The 19,983-nt window shown below is 69.2% G+C and carries 14 protein-coding genes; 4 read left to right on the plus strand and 10 right to left on the minus strand.

All coding sequences use genetic code 11. The annotated features are described in order from the left end of the window. Positions 1–6: 6 nt before the first annotated feature. Genes AW273_RS25185 through AW273_RS25195 form a run of 3 tightly spaced genes read right to left on the minus strand, consistent with a single transcriptional unit; the run spans position 7 to position 3,574 of the window. A complete protein-coding gene (locus AW273_RS25185; RefSeq protein ID WP_062352831.1) occupies positions 7–1,050 on the minus strand; it encodes an ABC transporter permease in 1,044 nt (347 codons plus the stop codon). Continuing rightward, positions 1,047–2,024: an ABC transporter permease gene (locus AW273_RS25190; protein WP_062352834.1), complete on the minus strand. Its 978-nt coding sequence runs from the start codon at positions 2,022–2,024 to the stop codon at positions 1,047–1,049. The genes AW273_RS25185 and AW273_RS25190 overlap by 4 nt, the downstream gene beginning before the upstream one ends. After that, positions 2,021–3,574, minus strand: coding sequence for a sugar ABC transporter ATP-binding protein (locus tag AW273_RS25195; RefSeq protein ID WP_062352837.1), 1,554 nt, complete (start codon positions 3,572–3,574; stop codon positions 2,021–2,023). The genes AW273_RS25190 and AW273_RS25195 overlap by 4 nt, the downstream gene beginning before the upstream one ends. Positions 3,575–3,775: 201 nt before the next feature. On the opposite strand from AW273_RS25195, the gene AW273_RS25200 reads away from it, so the two are divergent. The 3 genes from AW273_RS25200 (at position 3,776) to AW273_RS25210 (ending at position 9,786) form a co-directional block, all read left to right on the plus strand. After that, positions 3,776–4,798, plus strand: a complete 1,023-nt coding sequence (locus tag AW273_RS25200; protein WP_062352840.1) for a LacI family DNA-binding transcriptional regulator — start codon at positions 3,776–3,778, stop codon at positions 4,796–4,798. Beyond that, complete coding sequence (locus tag AW273_RS25205) at positions 4,795–6,240, plus strand: rhamnulokinase (RefSeq protein WP_062352843.1); 1,446 nt, start codon at positions 4,795–4,797, stop codon at positions 6,238–6,240. The genes AW273_RS25200 and AW273_RS25205 overlap by 4 nt, the downstream gene beginning before the upstream one ends. Positions 6,241–6,579: 339 nt before the next feature. Next, the gene (locus tag AW273_RS25210) at positions 6,580–9,786 is read left to right on the plus strand and encodes an alpha-L-rhamnosidase (protein ID WP_062352845.1); all 3,207 of its coding nucleotides are present in this window, start codon (positions 6,580–6,582) and stop codon (positions 9,784–9,786) included. A gap of 156 nt (positions 9,787–9,942) precedes the next feature. On the opposite strand, the gene AW273_RS25215 is transcribed toward AW273_RS25210, so the two are convergent. The 7 genes from AW273_RS25215 to AW273_RS25245 all read right to left on the minus strand — a co-directional run bounded on the left by AW273_RS25215 (position 9,943) and on the right by AW273_RS25245 (position 19,417). Continuing rightward, positions 9,943–10,176 carry a hypothetical protein gene (locus AW273_RS25215; RefSeq protein WP_062352848.1) on the minus strand — a complete coding sequence of 78 codons (234 nt, stop codon included), beginning with the start codon at positions 10,174–10,176 and terminating at the stop codon, positions 9,943–9,945. Between the two features lie 193 nt (positions 10,177–10,369). After that, complete coding sequence (locus tag AW273_RS25220) at positions 10,370–11,413, minus strand: LacI family DNA-binding transcriptional regulator (protein ID WP_157556124.1); 1,044 nt, start codon at positions 11,411–11,413, stop codon at positions 10,370–10,372. A 20-nt stretch (positions 11,414–11,433) separates the two neighbouring features. Further along, positions 11,434–13,785 carry a beta-glucosidase H gene (locus AW273_RS25225; protein WP_062352850.1) on the minus strand — a complete coding sequence of 784 codons (2,352 nt, stop codon included), beginning with the start codon at positions 13,783–13,785 and terminating at the stop codon, positions 11,434–11,436. Then, complete coding sequence (locus AW273_RS25230; protein WP_062352853.1) at positions 13,782–16,352, minus strand: glycoside hydrolase family 78 protein; 2,571 nt, start codon at positions 16,350–16,352, stop codon at positions 13,782–13,784. The genes AW273_RS25225 and AW273_RS25230 overlap by 4 nt, the downstream gene beginning before the upstream one ends. 1 nt (position 16,353) lies before the next feature. Then, entirely contained in the window at positions 16,354–17,181 is an 828-nt protein-coding gene (locus tag AW273_RS25235) for a carbohydrate ABC transporter permease (RefSeq protein WP_062352856.1), read from the minus strand. Next, complete coding sequence (locus AW273_RS25240) at positions 17,181–18,107, minus strand: carbohydrate ABC transporter permease (RefSeq protein WP_198168340.1); 927 nt, start codon at positions 18,105–18,107, stop codon at positions 17,181–17,183. Before AW273_RS25240 ends, AW273_RS25235 begins: the two co-directional genes overlap by 1 nt. Beyond that, positions 18,104–19,417, minus strand: a complete 1,314-nt coding sequence (locus AW273_RS25245; protein ID WP_062352859.1) for an ABC transporter substrate-binding protein — start codon at positions 19,415–19,417, stop codon at positions 18,104–18,106. The genes AW273_RS25240 and AW273_RS25245 overlap by 4 nt, the downstream gene beginning before the upstream one ends. Before the next feature lie 172 nt (positions 19,418–19,589). Between AW273_RS25245 and AW273_RS38795 the strand changes: the two genes are divergently transcribed. Continuing rightward, positions 19,590–19,727, plus strand: coding sequence for a hypothetical protein (locus AW273_RS38795; protein ID WP_232327583.1), 138 nt, complete (start codon positions 19,590–19,592; stop codon positions 19,725–19,727). Positions 19,728–19,983 lie beyond the last annotated feature (256 nt).

A 19,983-nucleotide genomic window follows, 5' to 3' on the forward strand; every position in this document is an offset into this window, starting at 1 on the left:
GGTCGGTCAGGACGTTGGGCGCAACGCCCTGCGGAAGGAGCCGGGACTGGCGAAGCGGGTACGCAGCCCGTCGATGGTCAGGGCGACGATGAGCACGCAGCCGAGGACGATGCGCTGGTAGGCGGACTCGACGCCCTGGCTGACCAGAACTTCGTTCAGGACGCTCACGAGGAACACGGCCGAGAAGGTGCCGATGAGGGTGCCCTTGCCGCCCTTGAGCGCGGTGCCGCCGAGGACGACCGCGGCGATCACCTTGAGTTCGAAGCCGTCCTGGGCCGACCCGTCGGCGGTCCACACCCGGGTGATGTACGTCAGGGCGGCGATCCCGACGGTGAGCCCGACCAGGACGAAAACGAACAGCCTGATCCGGGTGTCGGAGATGCCGCAGAACCGGGCCGCCGACGGGGACGAGCCGTAGGCGAGGGTGCGGCGGCCGATCGCGGTCCGGCGCATCAGCACCCAGCCCGCCGCGAACACCGCGACCATGATGAGGAACGGCACCGGCAGCCCGGCGACGTTGAGGCTGCCGATCTTGGCGAACGGCGAGTCGACGTGCTCGTAGGGCAGGGTCTGCGGGCCGTCCTGGGTGAGCAGGTAGGCGATCCCCCGGAAGACGAACAGCGAACCCAGGGTCGCCACGAAGGGCGGAACCCTGAGCCGGGTGATCAGACCGGCGTTGACCAGGCCGCACAGCAGGCCCGTGGTGATCGCCGCCGCGACGGCCGCCGCCGTCCCGCCCCCGTTGAACGCCATGAGGGTGACGACGCTGGTGAGCGCGAGCTGGCCGCCGACCGACAGGTCGAAGGCGCCGCTGGCGATGGCGAAGGTCATGCCGACGGCGACGATGCCGACGTAGGCGCTCTCACGGAGGACGGACTGGAGGTTCTCGATCTCCAGGAAGCCGGGCGCGATGGCCGGCGTACAGAGAAGGAGAAGGACGAGGAGCGCGGTGACTCCCCAGGTGTCCCACAGCCGGCCCAGGGAGACCTTCGACGATCTACCGGTGACGGCCTTCTCCGAGGGCTTCTCGGTCATGGTCTGGGTGCTCATGCCGCACTCTCCTGAACCCTCGCCGGGACCCGGTTCGGTTTGGTGCCACGCTTCTCGCGGCGGCGCAGGGCCAGCAGCGCCAGGGCGGCGATCAGCAGGAGCCCGACGCTGATGCGCTGGTAGGCCGGGGGTGTGTTGAGGAGGTTCAGGCCGTTTCTGATCGTCTCGATCATCAAGGCGCCCAGGACGGTGCCGACGATCGAGGCCCTGCCTCCGAGAAGGGCCGTGCCGCCCAGGACGACGACCGTGATCGCGTCGAGTTCGAAGCCGAGCCCGAGCTGGCCGTTGCCCTTCTGGAGCTGGCTGGAGATCAGCAGCCCCCACAGACCTCCGGACAGGCCGACCAGGACGTAGACGGCGATGCGGATGCGGTCGACCGGGAGGCCGGACATGCGGGCCGCCTCCCGGTTGGATCCGATCGCGCAGACCCAGCGGCCGAAGCGGGTCCGGTTGATGGTCCACCAGCCCAGCGCCGCCAGCACGACGGCCAGCACGATCGGCATGGGCACGCCGAGCGGGCGCCCGGCGACGAGGTACTTCAGGCCGGGAGAGCTGACGATCTGGTCGTGCCCGTCGGTGTAGGCGAGCGAGGCCCCGCGGACGATCACCATCGTCGCCAGTGTCGCGATGAACGGGGTGACGCCGAGCTTGGTGATGACCACGCCGTTGGCCAGGCCGATGAGCGCGCCGACGCCCAGCGCCACGACCAGTGAGAAGGCCAGCGGCTGCCCGGCGATGAGGGCGCTGCAACAGGCGACCCCGGCGAGGGAGACCGTCGAGCCGATCGACAGGTCGAACTCGCCCATCGCCAGGCAGAAGGTCATGGCGATGCCGGGGATCGCGAGGATCGCGGCCGCCACCAGGACGTTCTCGAGGTTTCCCGTGCTCAGGAAGGTGTCGGTGGAGACGGCGAGGATCGCCATGACCAGAACGAGCGGTACCAGCAACGGCACCTTTTTGATCGTGTTGGTCATCGTTTGCTCAGCTCCTCGGAGAAGATGCGGCGCCCGGTCGTCGCACATGCCACGACGTTCTCCTCGGTCCGGTCGTCGCCGGTGAGATGGCCGACGATCTCGCCGCCGGCCATGACGTAGACGCGGTCGCTGACGCCGAGGAGCTCGGGCAGGTCGCTGGAGACCATGAGCACCGCCGCCCCGTCCGCGGTGAGAACGTTGATCAGCCGGTGGATCTCGGCCTTGGCGCCGATGTCCACCCCCCGGGTCGGCTCGTTGAGCAGCAGGAGCTTCCCGCCCGGGGCCAGTGCGCGGCCGAGCAGGACCTTCTGCTGGTTCCCGCCGGAAAGCTGGCCGATGAGCTGGTCGGGGCCGGTCGCCCTGATGTTGAGCCGCTGGTGGTAGCCGGCGTAGACGTCGGTCTCCTTGGCCGGTGCGATCAGCCGGGTGAGCCCGTCGCGCACCTTGTCCAGGATGGAGATCGTCAGGTTGTGGCGGATGGACAGGTCGGGCAGGTTTCCGGCGGCCTTGCGGTCTTCGTGCAGGAAGCCGATGCCGCGGGCCATGGCGTCGCCGGGGTCGCGGGGGCGGAAGGGCTCGCCGTTCAGCGACATGGTCCCGGAGTCGATCGCCAGCGCGCCGAAGATCAACTGGGAGAGCTCGGGCTGACCCGCTCCGGCGATGCCCCCGATGCCGACGACCTCTCCGGCCCGGACCGTCAGGGAGATGTCCCTCAACCGGCGTCCGGCGCCGACGCCCGCCAGTTCGAGCACGACCTCCCCGCCGCTCACCCGGTCTCGGTGGAAGACCGATTCGACGTCGCGGCCGACCATGTGCCGGACCAGTTCGTCGGGGTCGGTGTCGGCGATGCCGCAGGTGCGGATGTGCCTGCCGTCGCGCAGTACGGTGACCCGGTCGGCCAGGGCGAAGACCTCGTCGAGGCGGTGGCTGACGTAGACCACGCTGCGGCCTTCTTCGCGCAGCCGCCGGACGACGTCGAGGAGCTGGGTGACCTCGTCGGCCGACAGGGCGGCGGTCGGTTCGTCCATGACGATGATCCGGCCGTCGACCGACAGCGCCTTGCAGATCTCGACGAGCTGCTGCTCGGAGACGGTCAGGTCGCCGACCGTGGCCGTCGGGTCGATGCGGACCCCGAGCCCGTCGAACAACTCGCTGGTCCGGCGGTTGATCTCGGCGTACCGGATGCCCCGGGAGATCCCGTTGCGGGGTTCCCGGCCGGAGAAGACGTTCTCCGCCACCGTCAGGTCGGGGTAGAGATTGAACTCCTGGTAGATGACGGCGATGCCGGCCGCGAGCGCGTCGGCGGGCCGCCGCGGGCGGTAGTGGTCCCCGGCCAGCCGGACCTCGCCGGAGCTGGGGCGGTGCACACCGCCCAGGACTTTCAGCAACGTCGACTTGCCGGCGCCGTTCTCGCCGACGAGGGCGTGCACCTCGGCGGGCCGGATGTCGAAGCGCACGGAGTCGAGTGCCCGGATGCCCGGGAACTCGACCGTGAGGTCGTTCACCTCAAGCAGTGCCTGATCGCCCCGGAGCGGGGGGTCGCTTCCCATGGTCCCTCACGCCCTCTCAATGTCGCCCGTGGGCCATCGTGCAAAAACGTTTTAACAAATCGTGTCTGGAGGAACGTAGATGTAACATCGCCGACCCGTCAAGAGTGCAGTTTTGCCGGTTCGATTCCCTTGACACGTTTCAATCCGGCCGCCACAGTGTGGCGAGCATCGCCGCTCCCGTCCGTCCTTGTGAGGTCACTCATGCCAAGATCCGAAACCGGTTCGCGTGACGTGACCGTCGGCATCAAAGAGGTCGCGCACCGAGCGGGGGTGTCTCCGGGGACCGTGTCCAACGTGCTGAACCGGCCCGAGCGGGTGGCCCCCACGACGCGGGCCCGAGTCCAGCGGGTGATCGAGGAACTGGGCTTCGTCCGCAACGGTTCGGCCTCCAGCCTCCGCGCCGGCCACGGCCGGATCGTCGGCCTCATGCTGCACGACCTCGGAAACCCGTTCTTCGCCGAGATCGCCCGCGGCGTCGAAGACCTGATGAGCGAACGCGACTACGGCGTGATCCTGTGCGGATCGGCTAGCCAGGCGCGGCGCGAGGAGCGCAACATGCGGATGCTCGCCGAACAGCAGGTTCGCGGTGTCCTGGTCACCCCGGTGAGCGACGACCGGGGGAGTCTGGCGCTGCTGCGGGAACGGGGCATCCCCACGGTCATGATCGACCACCCGGCGACGCGCGGCGATCAGTGCTCGGTCACCGTCGACGACGTCACCGGCGGCCGGCTGGCCGTCAACCATCTGCTGGAGCAGGGCGCCCGCGACATCGTGTTCCTCGGCGGCCCGCTGACCATCCGCCAGAACGCCGACCGGCGCAGGGGTGCGCTCCGGGCCCTGGAGGAGACGGGGACGGGCAGCCTGCGCGAGGTGATCGTCGACGAGATGACCTCACGCGCCGGTCACGAGGCGGCGGAGCGGCTGCTCGCCGAGCTCCCGGACGCGGTCTTCTGCGCCAACGACCTGCTCGCCATGGGGGTGTTGCGGGTCTTCCTCCAACAGGGCGTCCGGGTGCCGGGTCGGGTCATGGTCGTCGGCTACGACGACATCGAATACGCCCTGGCCTCGGCGGTTCCGCTGACCTCGGTCCGCCAGCCGCCCTGCAAGCTCGGCCGGATAGCCGCCGAGTTGCTGCTCGACGAGTGCGACAACCCGGCTGACCACTCGCATCAGCAGATCCTGTTCCAGCCCGAACTGATCGTCCGGGAGTCGACGACCCGATGAGCGCCACCATCGCCGCGATCGATCTCGGCGCCTCCAGCGGTCGCGTCATCAGCGCACGGGTCGACGAGAACCGGCTGGAGATCACGGGGATCCACCGGTTCCCGAATCGGCCCGTCCGCGTCGCCGGCACCCTGCACTGGGACGTCCTCGGTCTCCACGGCGACGTGCTCGACGGCCTGAGGCGCATCGACGCCGCGCGCCTGGACTCGCTGGGCATCGACTCCTGGGCCGTCGACTACGGACTTCTCGACCGCGACGGGCGGCTGATCGGCAATCCCGTCCACTACCGCGACGAACGCACGGCCCCGGTCATCGACCAGGTCCACGAACGCGTCTCCCCGAGGCGTCTCTACCAGGTCAACGGGCTTCAGCACCTTCCCTTCAACACCCTCTACCAACTGGCCGCCGAGACGTTCCTGGAGCGGGCCGGCACCCTGCTCCTCATCCCCGATCTGATCTCCTTCTGGCTGACCGGCGAGCGAGGCGCGGAACAGACCAACGCCTCCACCACGGGCCTGTACGACGTGCGCGGCGGCACCTGGTCGGATGAACTGATCGAGGCGTTGTCGCTGCCACGCGGCGTCTTCCCCGCCCTCCGCGCTCCGGGGGCACCCGCCGGCCGGCTGCTGCCGGACGTGGGGGTCTTCAGCGGAGCCCCCGTCACCACGGTGGCCTCGCACGACACCGCGTCCGCCATCGCGGCGGTCCCCGCCACCGGCCCGAACTTCGCCTACATCTCCTGCGGCACGTGGTCGCTGGCCGGCGTGGAGACGTCCGCGCCGATCCTCACCGAGGCCGGACGCGCCGCCAACTTCACCAACGAGACCGGCGTCGACGGGACCATCCGCTATCTCCGCAACGTCATGGGCCTCTGGTTGTTGTCGGAGTCCCTGCGCGCCTGGGGAGTGGCCCCCGCCGAACTCGGCGGCCTCATCGAGCGCGCGGCCGAGCTGCCCGCGCTGCGCAGCGTCGTCGACCCCAACGACCCGGCCTTCCTCCCTCCCGGCGACATGCCCTCCCGCATCGCCCGGCGGTGCGCGGACACGGGCCAGCCCGTGCCCGAGACCAAGGCCGAAACCGTGCGCTGCGTGCTGGACAGCCTCGCGCTCGGTCACCGGCAGGCCATCCGCCAGGCCCTCGCGCTTTCCGGCCAACAGGCCGATGTGATCCACATCGTCGGCGGCGGCGCCCAGAACGCGCTGCTGTGCCAGCTCACCGCCGACGCCACGGGCATCCCCGTCGTGGCCGGCCCCGTCGAGGCGACCGCCCTCGGAAACATCGGCGTGCAGGCCCGTTCCCTCGGCCTCATCCCCAGCCTGTCCGCCCTGCGATCCCTCGTCGCGGCGACCCAGCCACTGCACCACTACCGACCACGAGGTTCCGCCGTCGCGTGGCGCGAAGCCGCCGACCGTCTCAGCACATCGATGCCTCTTCTGGCCTGACCTCCTTTCCGGCGAAATAGCGAATTCCATTCGGCGAAATCGGGCGCCGAATGGCGCTTCGGCATGCCCGAATTCACATCGGAATGTCTCCGGAATTTCGGTCTTGACGGCCTGCCAATAAAACGTTTAGGTTAATTGATGAACATGTTAAAACGATTTAATTAACGTAGTGGCAACGCCGGTCGTCTACGGCGCGGGTCTCGGGCGGTCTCGGCCGCCCGGCCGCGGACGGCCCATCGGGGACCGACCCACCGATTTCCCTCAGTGACGGAAACATCTGCGAACTGGCATTGAACGGCCGGACCCGATGATTCCCGACTGAAAAAGAAAGGAGTAGCCATGCCAGTGAACAGAAACTCCCGGCGTGCCCTGGCGATCGGTCTCGCCGTCGCCGTGGTCGTGCCATTCATGGCCACCAACACCGCTGCCGTCGCCGCGGCGTCGGCCGGAAACGTCGAAGTCAAACGACTCGGCGTGGACGGCCGGTATGACAACCCCCTCGGGCTGGACGACGTGCAGCCCGTCCTCAGCTGGCAGTTCGCCGAGACCCCGCAGGCTCGTTCGCACGCCTGCCACCAGCCCGGCGCGGTCGTCGCCTGTCCGGGTGACAAGCAGACCGCCTACGAGGTGCAGGCGGCCGAATCGGCCGAGAAGCTGGCCGCCGGTGACCTGATCTGGACGACGGGCCGGGTGCGGAGCGCGGACCAGCGGGTCATCTTCCGGGGAACGCTCCAGTCGCGGCAGCCGGTCTTCTGGCGGGTCAAGGTCTGGGACGCCGACGAGCAGGAGTCGGCGTGGTCGGCGCCGGCCCGGTGGACCGTGGGTCTGCTGGAGCAGAGCGACTGGGGCCAGGCCCGCTGGATCGACTACCCCGACCGCGTCGAGTCGCAGGCACTGCCGATCTTCGCGCGTCAGTTCCAGATCCCGGCGGGCAAGAGTGTCGCCGACGCGCGCCTGTACCTGTCGGGCGTCGGTCTGCACCACGCCACCGTCAACCGGCGGGAGGTGTCCGACGAGGTCCTCGCACCGGGCAACTCCAACTACCAGTTGTCCAGCGAATACCGCACGTACGACATCACCAAGTCGCTCCGGCCCGGAGACAACACCATCGGTGTCGAGCTGGGCAACGGTCCCGCCTACGTCCGGCGTAGCGTGACCAACCCGGCGGTCGGCCGCACCTCTCCCTACTCCTGGTGGCAGAGTCAGCCCAAGGGGAACGGCACGCTGGCAGGCGACGTCGCGGTCGGCGCGACGAACGTCAAGGTCGACAGCGTCGCGGGCTACCACGTCGGCGGGACGATCAACGTCGACACCGGCCAGGGCGGCGACCGCCTGGAGTCGCGGACGATCACCGCGGTCGGCACCGCCGGAGCCGCCGGGACCGGCATCACCTTCACGCCGGGCCTGTCGCTCGACCACACCACGGGCGCGAAGGTGACCGGCTCGGGCAACAACATCGCGGCCAGCGACGCCTCCGCCGGAGCCGCGGTGACCCCGCGCCTCATCGGCCGCGTCGAGATCGCCTACACCGACGGCAGCTCCGACACGATCGTCACCGACCGGTCGTGGCGGACCGCGCTGGGCCCGCTCGTCACCGACGCCTGGTACTCGGGCTCCGACTACGACGCCCGCAGGGAGCAGGTGGGCTGGGACAAGCCCGGAGCGAACCTGACCGAGACGGCCAAGCGCCGCGACGGTTCGCCCACCGGCTGGACCAGCGCCGGGATCGCCCCGCCGCCGAACCTGGCGACCAAGCTCGTCGCCCGGACCGCCGACCCCGTCCGCGAGCAGGAGACCTTCAAGCCGATCTCGGTGACCAACCCCGTACCGGGAACCTGGGTCTTCGACTTCGGCCAGAACATCGTCGGATGGCCCAAGCTCAATCTGGCGCAGGTCCCCGCGGGCACCACCGTGAAGATGCAGCCCGCGGAGTCGCTGAACGCCAACGGCACCGTCAACCAGGCCTCCCTCATGGGCGGCGGCAGCTCACGCGGCACCAACCTCTTCAACACCTACACGGCCCACGGCTCCACCGACGGTGAGACCTGGCACCCGAACTTCAACTACTTCGGCATGCAGTGGGTCCAGGTCACCGGCCTGCCCGAGGGCTACACCCCCACCGCCGACCTCATCACCGGCGTGCGCCTGCAGGCCGACACCGCCCAGGTGAGCGAGTTCACCAGCTCCAACGCGCGGATCAACCGCATCCACAAGATGGCCAGGTACTCCTTCGCGGGGAACATCATGTCGGTCTTCACCGACTGCCCCGGCCGGGAGAAGCTCTCCTACCCCGCCGACTACACCATGCCGATGGGCTCCATCCACCGGAACTTCGAGCTCGACGCCTTCATGCGAACGACGATGCGCCACCTCGTCGAAGGGCAGTCGGTCGCGAACACCTCCATGGCCGGGAACGTGGCCCTGAAGACGCCGGTCTACGACTGGGGCTACACCGGCCAGTTCGGTGACGAGATCAACTGGGGCAACGCGATCATCCTGGTCCCGAGCATGCTGTACGAGTACTACGGCGACACCCGGACGATGGCGCAGTACTACCCGCAGATGGTCAAGTTCGTCGACTACATCCAGCGTCAGAAGGTCGGCACCGGCGCGAACGCCAACATCGTCAACGCCGCCCTCGCCGACTGGGTCTCGGCCGAGCAGACCTCGGGCCGGATCACCGGCACCTGGGGTTACTACATCATGATCACCAAGATGGCCGAGATGGCCCAGGTCCTCGGCAACGCCGCCGACGTGGCCAAGTGGACCCAGCTCGCCGCCGACATCAAGACCTCCTACAACCAGGCGTTCTTCAACGACTCACTGGGCCGCTACACCGCCAACGGCAACGCCGGCACCACCGGCGCCACCCAGGCGGCCCAGGCCCTCGCGCTCGACGCGGGCCTGGTGCCCGAGGACAAGCGCGAGAGCGTCCTGAACGCGCTGGTCGAGAACATCTACAACTTCCACCCGAACGGCGACGGCCCGCACTTCAGCGGCGGCACCATCGGCATGGCCCCGACCGTCCGCGCCCTGATGAACGGCGGCCGCGACGACGTCCTGTGGGACATCCTCCAGGAGGACGAGCAGCCCAGCTACGGCTTCTTCATGGAGTCGACCGTCGCCAACCCCGGCGGCATGACCACCATCGGCGAGCGCTGGAACCGCGGCGACTCCAAGAACCACATGATCCTCGCCCAGATCGAGGAGTGGTTCCACGCCGGCATCGCCGGCATCAAGGCGGCCCCCGGGTCGATCGCCTACGACAAGCTGGTCATCCAGCCCAAGCCGGTGGGCGACCTGGTGAACGCCGGAAGCAGCTACCTGACCCCGCACGGCCTCACCAAGAGCTCCTGGACCAAGGAAGACGGCCGGTTCAAGCTCAAGGTGACGATCCCCGCCAACACCACGGCGGAGATCCGGGTGCCGAAGACCGACGAGCAGACGGTCATCGCGCCGTCGCGGGCGACCTTCGTCAAGAACGAGGGCGGCTACGCCGTCTACACGGTCCCCTCGGGCGAGGACTTCGTCTTCGTCGCCAGGTAGCACCTGACCATTGACAAGTCCGTGACCGAGACCGCCTGACGAACCGCACAGGGGTGCCACAGACGTGGCACCCCTGTTGTCGTCAGGCGGCGGTGCTCGTCTCCGCTGCGCGGCCGACCACAGCCGCGCGACAGCGGGACGGCCGGCGCAGGTCGTCTAGAGCCAGACGTCGAGGGCGATCGCGAGCGGCCCGAAGTCGCTTGCGTAGCCTGTCGTGGCGTCGCCCGCGTGATGCAGGCCGATGATCTCGTCGGCTTCGTTCACCACGACCGAACCGGAGTCACCGGAGTTGGACCAGATGCCGTCGGGATTGAGGTCCGGATCGTCGAGAACGTCGATGGCGATCTGACCCACCATCCACCACAGGAAGACGCCGTTGGAGTTGTACATCGCGTAACTGCCGAACAGGCCGGCGACCCTGCCGTAGGTGAGCAGGGTGCGGTATCCCCGCTTGCGCGGGCAGCGAGCCGACGGCGCCCGTGAGATCGTTCAGGCCCAGTCCCAAGGCCATTCCGTCCATGAATGGGATCGTGCGTTGAGATCCTGCCATGCGGCAAGTGAAAGCCCGATCGACAGGACTCTGTCAAGTCTTGGCGGAGGGCGGCGGCGCCGTCGAGCGGCGGGCGACGAGCTTGGGCGCCACCGAGAAACGTGCCGCCACCGTTCGTCCCTCGATGCGCTCCAGCAGCAGCCGGCCCGCCACGCGGCCCATCGAGAAGCCGTCCTGGTCGACGCTGGTCAGGTTGATGTTGGGAAGGGCGGCCAGCAGGGTGTTGTCGTAGCCCGAGATCGAGATGTCCTCGGGAACCCGCAGGCCGGCCTCATGGATGGCGGCGAGGGCGCCGATCGCGGCCTGGTCGGCGCCCGCGAAGATCGCCGTCGGACGGGGAGACCGCTTCAGCAACTCACGCGCTCCGTCATAACCACCCTGTTCGGAGTAGAAGGTGGTCGCGACGGCGATCTCGTCTTCGAGCCCGTGCTCGCGCATGACCCGCTTGTAGGTCTCGGCTCTTATGATGTGCAGCAGATCGGCCGGTCGCGCGATCGCGTTGTCCTGGTGCGTGATGTGCGCGATCCGGCGGTGTCCCAGTTCTATGAGGTGTTCGACGACCAGTTCGGCTCCCGTCTGGTCGTCGTCGTACACCGAGTCGTAGGCGGTCGACTTCTCGTGGCGCGCGAGCACCACGAACGGCCGTTCCTTCGCCACTTCCTCCATGCGGTTCTTGGAGGCGAGGGGTGCGACGTTGATGATGCCGTCCACCTGACGGTCGAGCAGGGCCTCGACCGCCGCCTTCTCGGCCTTACGCGTGGCGCCTCCCTGCACCATGATCGCTTGATAGCCGGTGCCGTCCAGATGCTCGTGGAGGCCGTCGAGGATGTCGGCGAAGAAGGGGTTGCGTATGTGCGGGAGGACCACTCCGATGGTGAAGGTGCGGCCACGCATTCCCCGCGCGGCCGCCTGAGGGCGATAACCGAGTTCGGCTATGGCGGCCTGGATCCGGCTCCTGGTCGCGGGGCTGACGCCGTCGGCGTTGCGGATCACCTTCGAGACGGCCGTGGTGGAAACCTGGGCGTGGCCGGCCACGTCGGCGATCGTCACGCGCCGCCGCCGGTTCTGCGTGGCCATGGAAGTCCTCCCGAAAACGCCTATTCGATCACGAGTCTGGTGTCGTGCAAAGAGTGGGAAACCTCGATCACCCATACATCCGACATGCGCCGCCACCCATTGGAGGTCCAGCTCTGATACGAACGTTCGGGGATATGAATCCTCGCTTCGGCGCTTTCGCCGGGATCGGCGGCCACGACGGCGAAACCGGCGAGACGGCGTACGGGCAGATCGGGATTCTCGACGGCGGGGCGCACATAGACCTGCACCACTTCGCGTCCGGCCCGATCACTGGAATTGCGAATGCGGACGATCACGTCCTCGTCCTGACGCCAGGCCTCCTGGTAATCCCAGCGGGTGTAACCCTGGCCGGAACCGAAGGAGAACGCCGGCGCCTTCGCCGCCCGATCCCAGGCCCGGTAGCCGATGAAGACGCCCTCGTCGTAGGACAACGTTCCGTTCTCCGGGCTCACCTGGCTCACCGGGCAGTCTTCGAGCGTCGCCGGCCACGTGGTGGGGAGCCGTCCGCCCGGTTCGGCCCTGCCCAGCAGCACGTCGGCGAGGGCGTGGCCGCCCTCCTGACCGGGGAACCAGGTGAGCAGGATCGCCGCCACCTCCTCGCGCCAGGGCATCTCGACCGGAGCTCCGGCGTTGACGACGACCACCGTTCGGGGGTTGGCCGCCGCGACCCGGCTGACGAGCTCGTCCTGGCGGCCGGGCAGGCGCAGCGAGGTCCGGTCGAATCCTTCGCTCTCGACTTCCCTGGAGGTACCGACCACGACGACGGCCACCTCGGCCTCCGCCGCCGCGGCCACGGCCTCCTCCAGGAGAAGGTCCGGGTCGCGCATGGTCTCGGGGGCGCGGTGTCCGAGCGCGAAGACGACGGCGGGGAACAGGCCGCCGGACAGGAGCGGCGGCTCGGTGTGCAGCAGGCTGACCGTGACCGGCCCGTCGACCTCGATCGCGACCTCGCGCTGGGGCGGCAGGAAGATGTCGCCGACGGGGTCGCCCATATCGGCGGGCGGGATACGGCCGTCGAAGAGCGGCCGGCCGTCGACCGTGAGGCGATGGTGGCCCGCTCCCTCCACCCCGAAGGCGTGGAGGCCGGCGGTCGCGGGCGTGAAGGTTCCGGTGACCTCCACCGAGTAGATCGACGCCGCGTCGAGCCCGGCGGGGAGCTCGCCCATCCACATGACCAGGCCGTCCGGGAGTGGCAGGTCGGCGAGCACGGATTCCGCCGCGTCCCGGACCACGACGCGCAGCGCGAAACCGTCCTGCGCCACCCGGAACCGATCGCTCGCGTCGGCGCCTCGCGTGTAGGTGACCGCGGCGCCCGCCTGGAGCAGACCTTCGAGCGGTGAGACGACATGGTCGGGGAAGACCTGGGCGCTGCCGCCGCCCATGACCCGGGCGTCGGTGGCGAGACCGCCGATCAGGGCGATCCGGGCGCCGGGCCGCAGCGGCAGGACCGCGTCGTTGACCAGCAACGTCGCCGACCTCACCGCCACCTCCCTGGCGAGCGCCACGCCGTCGACCTCGCCGACCGTGATCTCCGGTGCTTCGCCGAGCGCCCCGACGCGGGCGGCGAGCCTCAGCACCCGGCTCACCTGGGCGTCCACCACCTCCTCTGGAACATCTCCGTCATGTACGGCTGCCGCGAGCGCTTCCCCGAACACGGTGACGGGGCCGGGCATGGCCACGTCCAGGCCGCCGAGGGCGGCCCTGACCGTGTCCCTGGCGGCGGACCAGTCGGAGACGATGACGCCGTCGTAGCCCCATTCGCCCCGCAGGACGTCGTTCTGCAGCCGGTTGTGCTCGGTCATCGCCGAACCGTTGACGCCGTTGTAGGCCGCCATGATCCCGAAGGGCGAGGCCTTCCTGACGATGTGCTCGAACGGCGCGAGGTACAACTCCCGGAGCGCTCGTTCGCCGACCAGCACGTTCACGGTCATCCGGTCGGTCTCGGAGTCGTTGGCGACGAAGTGCTTGACGGTGACCCCGACACCGCCCTCCTGCACCCCGGACACGTACGCGGCGCCGATCTCCCCGGTGAGCAGCGGGTCCTCGGAGAAGCACTCGAAGTGACGGCCGCCCAGGGGGCTGCGGTGCAGGTTGACCGTGGGGGCCAGCAGAACGTGCACGCCTTTTCGCCGGGCCTCCTGGGCGAGCAGGTTGCCCGTCCGCCGGATCAGGCCGATGTCCCAGGTCGCGGCCATGGCGGTCGGGCTCGGCAGCGCGATCGAGGTGTCCGCGCCGCGCCATTCGGTGCCGCGCACGCCGATCGGGCCGTCGGACATCACCAGCGACCTGAGCCCGATCTGCGGCACGGCGGGCAGCGACCAGGTGTCCTGCCCGGCGAGCAGGCGGGTCCGGGTCTCCAGATCGTCGATCATCGTCCGCCTCCGGGCACGTGGAAGACGTGCCGGCCCGATCCGACCTCGATCGGCCGGCCCGGATCGGCGGGAAGACGGACGTCCGCCGAGGTGTTGGGCGGCACCGTCACCTCCAGCGTGAAGCCGTCGTCGCCGAGGGCCCAGCTCACCTCGGCAGGGCCGTAGGGGGTCTCGTGCCGGGCGCGGGCATGAGTGAGGCCGCCCCCGGGAACCGGCCGTACCTGGAGGCGGCGGTAACCGGGTTCGGCCGGGGCCAGGCCGGCGATCGTGCGGTGCATCCAGTCGGCGACCGCACCCAGGGCGTAGTGATTGAACGAGGTCATCTCGCCGGGGTTGATCCTTCCGTCGGGCAGCATGCTGTCCCAGCGTTCCCAGATCGTGGTCGCGCCCATGGTCACCGCGTACAGCCATGAGGGGCATTCGGTCTGCGACAGCAGCCGGTAGGCGTCGTGGACGGCCCCGCCCTCGGTGAGGGCGTCGCAGATCAGCGGAGTGCCGACGAAACCAGTCCCGATGCGATGCCCGTTCGCCTGGACGAGTTCGGCGAGCCGCCGGCCCGCGTACTCGCGCCGCCGGTCGCCGTTCACCAGGCCGAACCGCAGGGCCAGCGCGTAGGCGGTCTGCGAATCGCTGGTGGCCTTGCCCTCTTCCGTGATGTACGCGGCGTCGAACGCGGCGGCGACCTGGCCGGCCAGTTCGTGATAGCGCTCGGCGTCCTCGGTCTCGCCGAGGAGCGCGGCGGTTCTGGCCACCAGCCGCGCCGAGTGGGCGAGATAGGCGGTGGCCACCAGGCCGGGGTCGGTCTGCGCCTCGAAGGGCCGCTCGGGCGGGGCGGTCGGATCGAGCCAGTCGCCCAGTTGCGGGCCGGTGTCCCACAGCCGGCTCGGTCCGGCCAGTGCGGCGATCTGGTCGACCCACGCCGTCATGCTCGGGTACTGCGCGCGGAGCAGCCCGAGATCCCCGGTTCTCTCATGGAGCACCCAGGGCACCACCACCGCCGCGTCACCCCATGCGGCGGTCGGCGGTATCTCCCGGAAGGGGTCGAGGGAGATCCACGGGACGTAGAGCGGAACGGTGCCGAGCTCACGCTGTTCGGCGGCGAGGTCGGCCAGCCAGGAGGAAAGGGCACCCGCGCAGTCGTAGAGGAAGGACGCGGTGGGCACGAACACCTGGATGTCGCCGGTCCAGCCCAGCCGCTCGTCCCGTTGCGGGCAGTCGGTCGGCAGGTCGACGAAGTTGCCGCGCATGCTCCACACGATGTTCTCGTGCAGGCGATCGAGCTGGGGGTCGGACGACTCGAAGTGCCCGGTGCGGCGCATGTCGGTGTGGCACACGACGGCGACGACGTCGGCGGGATCCAGGTCACCCGGCCAGCCGTCGACCTGGGCGTAGCGGAATCCGTGCATGGTGAAGCGCGGCTCCCACTCCTCCGGGACGCCGCCTGCGAGCGTGTAGGCGTCGTGCGCGGCGGCGTGCCGGAGCGGGCGCAGGGCCAGGGCGCCGGTCTCGTCGAGCACCTCCGCGTGGCGCAGGGAGACGGTGTGCCCGGCGGGGCCCTGCACGCGGATCCGCAGGCGGCCGGCGATGTTCTGGCCGAAGTCGAGGATCGTCTCCCCGGCGGGGCCGGTGCCGACCGCGACCGGGGAGATCGTCTCGATTCTGCGCACGGGCGGACCGGTGGGAGCGACCAGCAGCGCCGGATCATGGGACAGCGACTCGGCCGGGCGCCAGGCCGAGTCGACGAAGCCCGGAGACGACCAGCCCGGAGGGAGCCGGCGGGCGTCGTAGTGCTCCCCGTCGTAGAGACCGGCCGAGACGACCGGCCCGGGAGCGCTTCGCCACCGTTCGTCGGTCGTGACGGTGTCGGCGGTGCCGTCGGCGTAGGTGATCTCCAGCTGGGCCATCAGGCAGGTGCGGTCACCGTAGATGGCCGAGACGCCGCCGTGGAAGCCGTATCGGCCGGTGTACCAGCCTTCGGCGAGGGTGGCGCCGATGGTGTTGTCGCCTTCCCGCAGCAACCCGGTGACGTCGTGGGTGCGGTAGCGGAGGCGATGGTGGTAGCTGGTCCAGCCGGGGGCCAGGACGTCGTCGCCGACCGGCCGGCCGTTCACCTCGACCTCGTAGAGGCCGTGAGCGGTGACGTACAGGCGGGCGGAGGCGATGGCGGCCCGCGCCCGGAAGTCGCGGCGCAGCAGAGGCGCTCCGCTGAGCAGGTCCCGGGGAGGCGCGGTGGCGCCGGCCCGCCAGTCGGCGGGTTCGAGCAGCCCGGCCTCGACCTCCGACCACGGACTCCAGTCGCTCGCGGAACCGTCCCGGCCCTGTACGCGCACACGTACACCCAGGCGTTCGCGCGACCGCAACGGCCGGCCGGGCCAGGGCGTCAGGACCGATTCGCCGGAGACCACATGGGTCGTCGAGCCGTCGCTGCGTTCGATGTCGTAGGCCTGCTGCAGCCATCCGGGCAGTTCGGTGCGGACCACCCAGGACAGCCGGGGGGTGGCTTCGCCGATGCCGAGAGGATCACGATGGTGCTCGAAGGTGACCGGGCCGACGTGCAGAGAAGTCATGTCATCCCTTGATGGAGCCGGCGGTCATGCCGGCCACGATCTTGCGGTTGAAGAAGACGAAGGCCAGCAACGGGGGGATCGTGATCAGCACGATGTCCATGAACAGCAGGTTCCACTGCGTGCTGTACTGGCTCTGGAAGTTGTAGAGGGTGACCTGCACGGTCGCGTTGTCGTCGCCGGGCAGGAAGTAGAGCGGGTTCACGAAGTCGTTGAAGACCCGCACCGAACTCGTGAGGACCACCGTGATCGTCACCGGCCGCAGCAGCGGGAAGATCACCCGGAAGAACAGCGACAACCCTCCGCAACCGTCCATCATGGCCGCCTGGTCGAGCTCGCGGGGGATGGCCGCGATGAACGCGCGGAACAGCAGCATGGCGTAGGCGAGCCCGAAGGCGACTTCGACCAGCACCAACCCGGGCAGGGTCTTGAACAGGCCGATGGCCTGCAACAACCAGATCGTCGGCACCACGGCCGGGGGGACGATCAGCCCGGTCAGGACGAGGAAGTTCGCGACCGCGCCGACCCGCCCGGGCCTGCGCTGGAGGACGAAGGCCGCCATCGCCCCCGCGATCACGATGAGCGTCACGGACGCCACCGTGAGGATGATGCTGTTCACGAAGGCACGCAGGAGGATGTAGTCGCGCGCCTCGATGACCTCGACGAGGTTCTGCACGATCGGCCAGTTCGTCGGCCAGGCGAAGTCGAGGTCGGCCGACTGCACGTCGTCCTTGACCGCCGTGAGCACCATGAACGAGAACGGCACCAGGAAGATCACGGTCGCGAGGAGCAGCACCACGCCCTCGGCTCCCGCACGCTTCAGCGATCTCATCACGTCACCTGCCGTCTGCCGAGGAAGTGGTTCAGCGGGAGCACCAGCGCCGTCACGATGAGGAACAGCAGCACGTTGCCCGCCGTGGACAGGCCGAAGAACCCGGCCTGGTACTGCTTGTAGATGATCGACGCGATGACGTCGCTGCTGAACCCGGGGCCGCCGCGGGTCATCGTCCAGACGAACTCGAACGAGCGCAGCCCGCCGATCAGCGACAGGATGATCACCGAGTAGGTGGCCGGCCAGCTCAGCGGCAGGGTGACGTGCCGGAAGCGGTGCCAGGCGGTGCCGCCGTCGACGGCGACCGCCTGGTAGTAGTCCTGCGGGATCGACAGGATTCCGGCGATGTAGATGACGGTGGCGAGCCCGACGCCCGCCCATACGTCCACCAGCCCGACCGACAACAACGCGGTCGTGGCGTCGCCCAGCCAGTCGGGTCCGGAGATACCCACGACCGCCAGCGCCCTGTTCACCAGCCCGGTGTCGGGCCGCAGCAGCGCGCTGAAGGTGATGCCGACCGCGACCGTGGAGACCAGCACCGGGAAGAACACGACCGCGCGCAGGAAACCGCGCAGGCGCAGCCTGCCGGTGAGCAGCACCCCCAGCCCCAGGCCGAGCACGACCTTCAGCCCGCTGGTGAGGACCGCGTACACGAGGGTGTTCTGGAAGCCGACGCGGAGGTTCTGCTCCGCCAGGAAGTCGCGGAAGTTCTCCAGCCCCACGAACGTGCTGTCGAACAGCGTCCACCGGGTGAGCGAGAAGTAGAAGGCCAGCCCCGTCGGCACCAGGAAGATCAGCAGGAACACCGCCCCGGCCGGGAGGTAGAGCCAGTAGGGGTAGGGCGACCTGTTCCTGGTCAGCGGTCTGGAGCGGCGGCGGGTCCGGGCCGGGCCGGGCCCCGTGCGGGGCCCGGCTTGCTTGGTCACCACCCCGCGAGGCCCAACTGCTTGGCCTGCTTCTCGACGTCCTTGTCGTACTGGGCGGCGCCCTCGGCGGGGGGCGTCAGCCCCGAGCCGACCGCGACGGTGATCTGCTCCAGCGACGGGCCCTTGATGGGCGACAGGAACTCCAGCGCCGGGGAGGTCGCGCTCTGGTCGATGTACACCTGCAGGTCCTTGGCGACCTGGAGCGCGTCCTCCGGCAGCTTGGAACCCTTGACCCGGTAGGGCCCCGACGGGCGGACCGCGGCGGTGACCGCGTCGGTCCCGGCGGGGGAGGCGACGAAGGCGAGGAACTTCTTGGCCGCGTCGAGGTGTTCGGTGGTCTTGGCGATGTAGAGGGCCGCGGGCTCCCACACGGTCGCGCCGTGCTTGGCCGCGTCGGTGCCCGGCAGGCCGAAGAAGCCGACGTCGGTGGCCGTCTGCGGGTAGTTCTCCAGCTGCGCGGGCAACAGGGTCGTCAACATCGGATAGTGGGCGCCGGTGCCCTCGATGAGCATCTTCAGGCCCTGGTCGAGCACGGCGGAGCCGAAGCCCTTGTTCATGTAGCCCTTGGCGTGGACGTCGGCCAGGTGCTGGAAGCCGCCGATGGCCGCCGGGGTGGTGGCGAACTTCGCCTTGCCCGCCGTGTAGTCGGCCGCGAAGTTCGGCGTCGCCGCCCGCACGTTGTAGAAGTCGGACAGGACGAAGAGCTGCGAGGTCCAGGTGTCCTTGAACGTGGAGACGACCGGCGTGATGTTCGCGGCCTTGATCTTCTCGTTGTTGGCCATGAACTCGTCCCAGGTCTTGGGCACCTGCAGGCCGAGCCGCTCGTAGACCTTGCGGTTGTAGAGGATGCCGCCACCGGCCAGCGTGGTCGCCGGCACGCCGAACGCCTTGCCGTCCTGGCTGACGACGGGCAGGTAGTCGGGCTGGACGTTGGCCAGGACCGGGTCGCCGGTGAGGTCGACCATGGTCTGGGCGGGGTTGAGCGCCTGGAGCAGCGAACCGGAGTTGTACCAGAAGACGTCGCTCATCTCGCCGGTGGACAGGCGGGTCTTGATGATGTTGTCGCCCTCGCTGCCGCCCGGCTGGTTCTCGATTTCGATCTTGATGTTCGGGTTGGCCTTCATGAAGGCGTCGGCCAGTGCCTTTGAGGTGTCGACCGTGGACTGGTCGCTCCCCGTCAGGAAGGAGAGGGTGACGGAACCGCCGGCCTGCTCGCCGGCCTGCTCGTCGCCGCTCGCGCCGCAGGCGGTCAGGGCCGCTGTCGCGAGGACGGCCACAACCGTCCGAAGCGCGGGGGGTGGGGTTTTCATGGGGGCCCTCCCGGGTGCATTGAATCGTTTTAATCGACTCCCCGAATGCGGTTAACGTAGGCGTTACAAAGTTGGGCGTCAAGGTTCGATTGGGTAACGGTACCCATCGAACATCCAGCTCAGTGAGCCGTGCACGGATGGTTATGGGTACCGATACCTGTCATCGGAGCCGGTGCGTCAGCGGCCGGCGGCGCGCCTGATGAGGTCGGCCGTCGCGGCGGTCTCGCGGATCCGCGACCCGGCCCGCTGCGCCATGAACCGCTGCGCCGCGGCGGGCGGCACCTGGTCGTTCCCGGCGACCAGGTGGTAGGAGGGGATGGTCCGCCACGCCGGCTGCCGGGGAACCTGGTCTGGAGCTGCGGCGGGGACTCTCCCTCGTCTGGGCGAACGCGGCGACGTACATCAGCGCCTTCGCGGTGTTGGGCGGCGACGATCCCCGCCGTAGGAGTGGGCGGCCACGACGATCGGGCCGCTCGGCCTGGCTAGCACGCTCGCCGGGTATGACTCCGATCACTTCTTCTGGCCCATGTGCTCGATCGTGTTCTGGGAAATCGGGCTCGGCTTCC

Source organism: Herbidospora yilanensis (assembly GCF_001570565.1).
In the GTDB taxonomy this organism is placed as follows: Bacteria; Actinomycetota; Actinomycetes; order Streptosporangiales; family Streptosporangiaceae; genus Herbidospora; species Herbidospora yilanensis.

What these genes read in the sequence shown, in the direction of transcription:
- AW273_RS25190 (WP_062352834.1), bottom strand. Translation starts at nt 2,024, where the DNA reads ATGACCAACACGATCAAAAAGGTGCCGTTGCTGGTACCGCTCGTTCTG.
- AW273_RS25210 (WP_062352845.1), top strand. Translation starts at nt 6,580, where the DNA reads ATGCCAGTGAACAGAAACTCCCGGCGTGCCCTGGCGATCGGTCTCGCC.
- AW273_RS25245 (WP_062352859.1), bottom strand. Translation starts at nt 19,417, where the DNA reads ATGAAAACCCCACCCCCCGCGCTTCGGACGGTTGTGGCCGTCCTCGCG.
- AW273_RS25230 (WP_062352853.1), bottom strand. Translation starts at nt 16,352, where the DNA reads ATGACTTCTCTGCACGTCGGCCCGGTCACCTTCGAGCACCATCGTGAT.
- AW273_RS25225 (WP_062352850.1), bottom strand. Translation starts at nt 13,785, where the DNA reads ATGATCGACGATCTGGAGACCCGGACCCGCCTGCTCGCCGGGCAGGAC.
- AW273_RS25215 (WP_062352848.1), bottom strand. Translation starts at nt 10,176, where the DNA reads ATGTACAACTCCAACGGCGTCTTCCTGTGGTGGATGGTGGGTCAGATC.
- AW273_RS25195 (WP_062352837.1), bottom strand. Translation starts at nt 3,574, where the DNA reads ATGGGAAGCGACCCCCCGCTCCGGGGCGATCAGGCACTGCTTGAGGTG.
- AW273_RS25200 (WP_062352840.1), top strand. Translation starts at nt 3,776, where the DNA reads ATGCCAAGATCCGAAACCGGTTCGCGTGACGTGACCGTCGGCATCAAA.
- AW273_RS25205 (WP_062352843.1), top strand. Translation starts at nt 4,795, where the DNA reads ATGAGCGCCACCATCGCCGCGATCGATCTCGGCGCCTCCAGCGGTCGC.
- AW273_RS25235 (WP_062352856.1), bottom strand. Translation starts at nt 17,181, where the DNA reads ATGAGATCGCTGAAGCGTGCGGGAGCCGAGGGCGTGGTGCTGCTCCTC.
- AW273_RS25185 (WP_062352831.1), bottom strand. Translation starts at nt 1,050, where the DNA reads ATGAGCACCCAGACCATGACCGAGAAGCCCTCGGAGAAGGCCGTCACC.
- AW273_RS25220 (WP_157556124.1), bottom strand. Translation starts at nt 11,413, where the DNA reads ATGGCCACGCAGAACCGGCGGCGGCGCGTGACGATCGCCGACGTGGCC.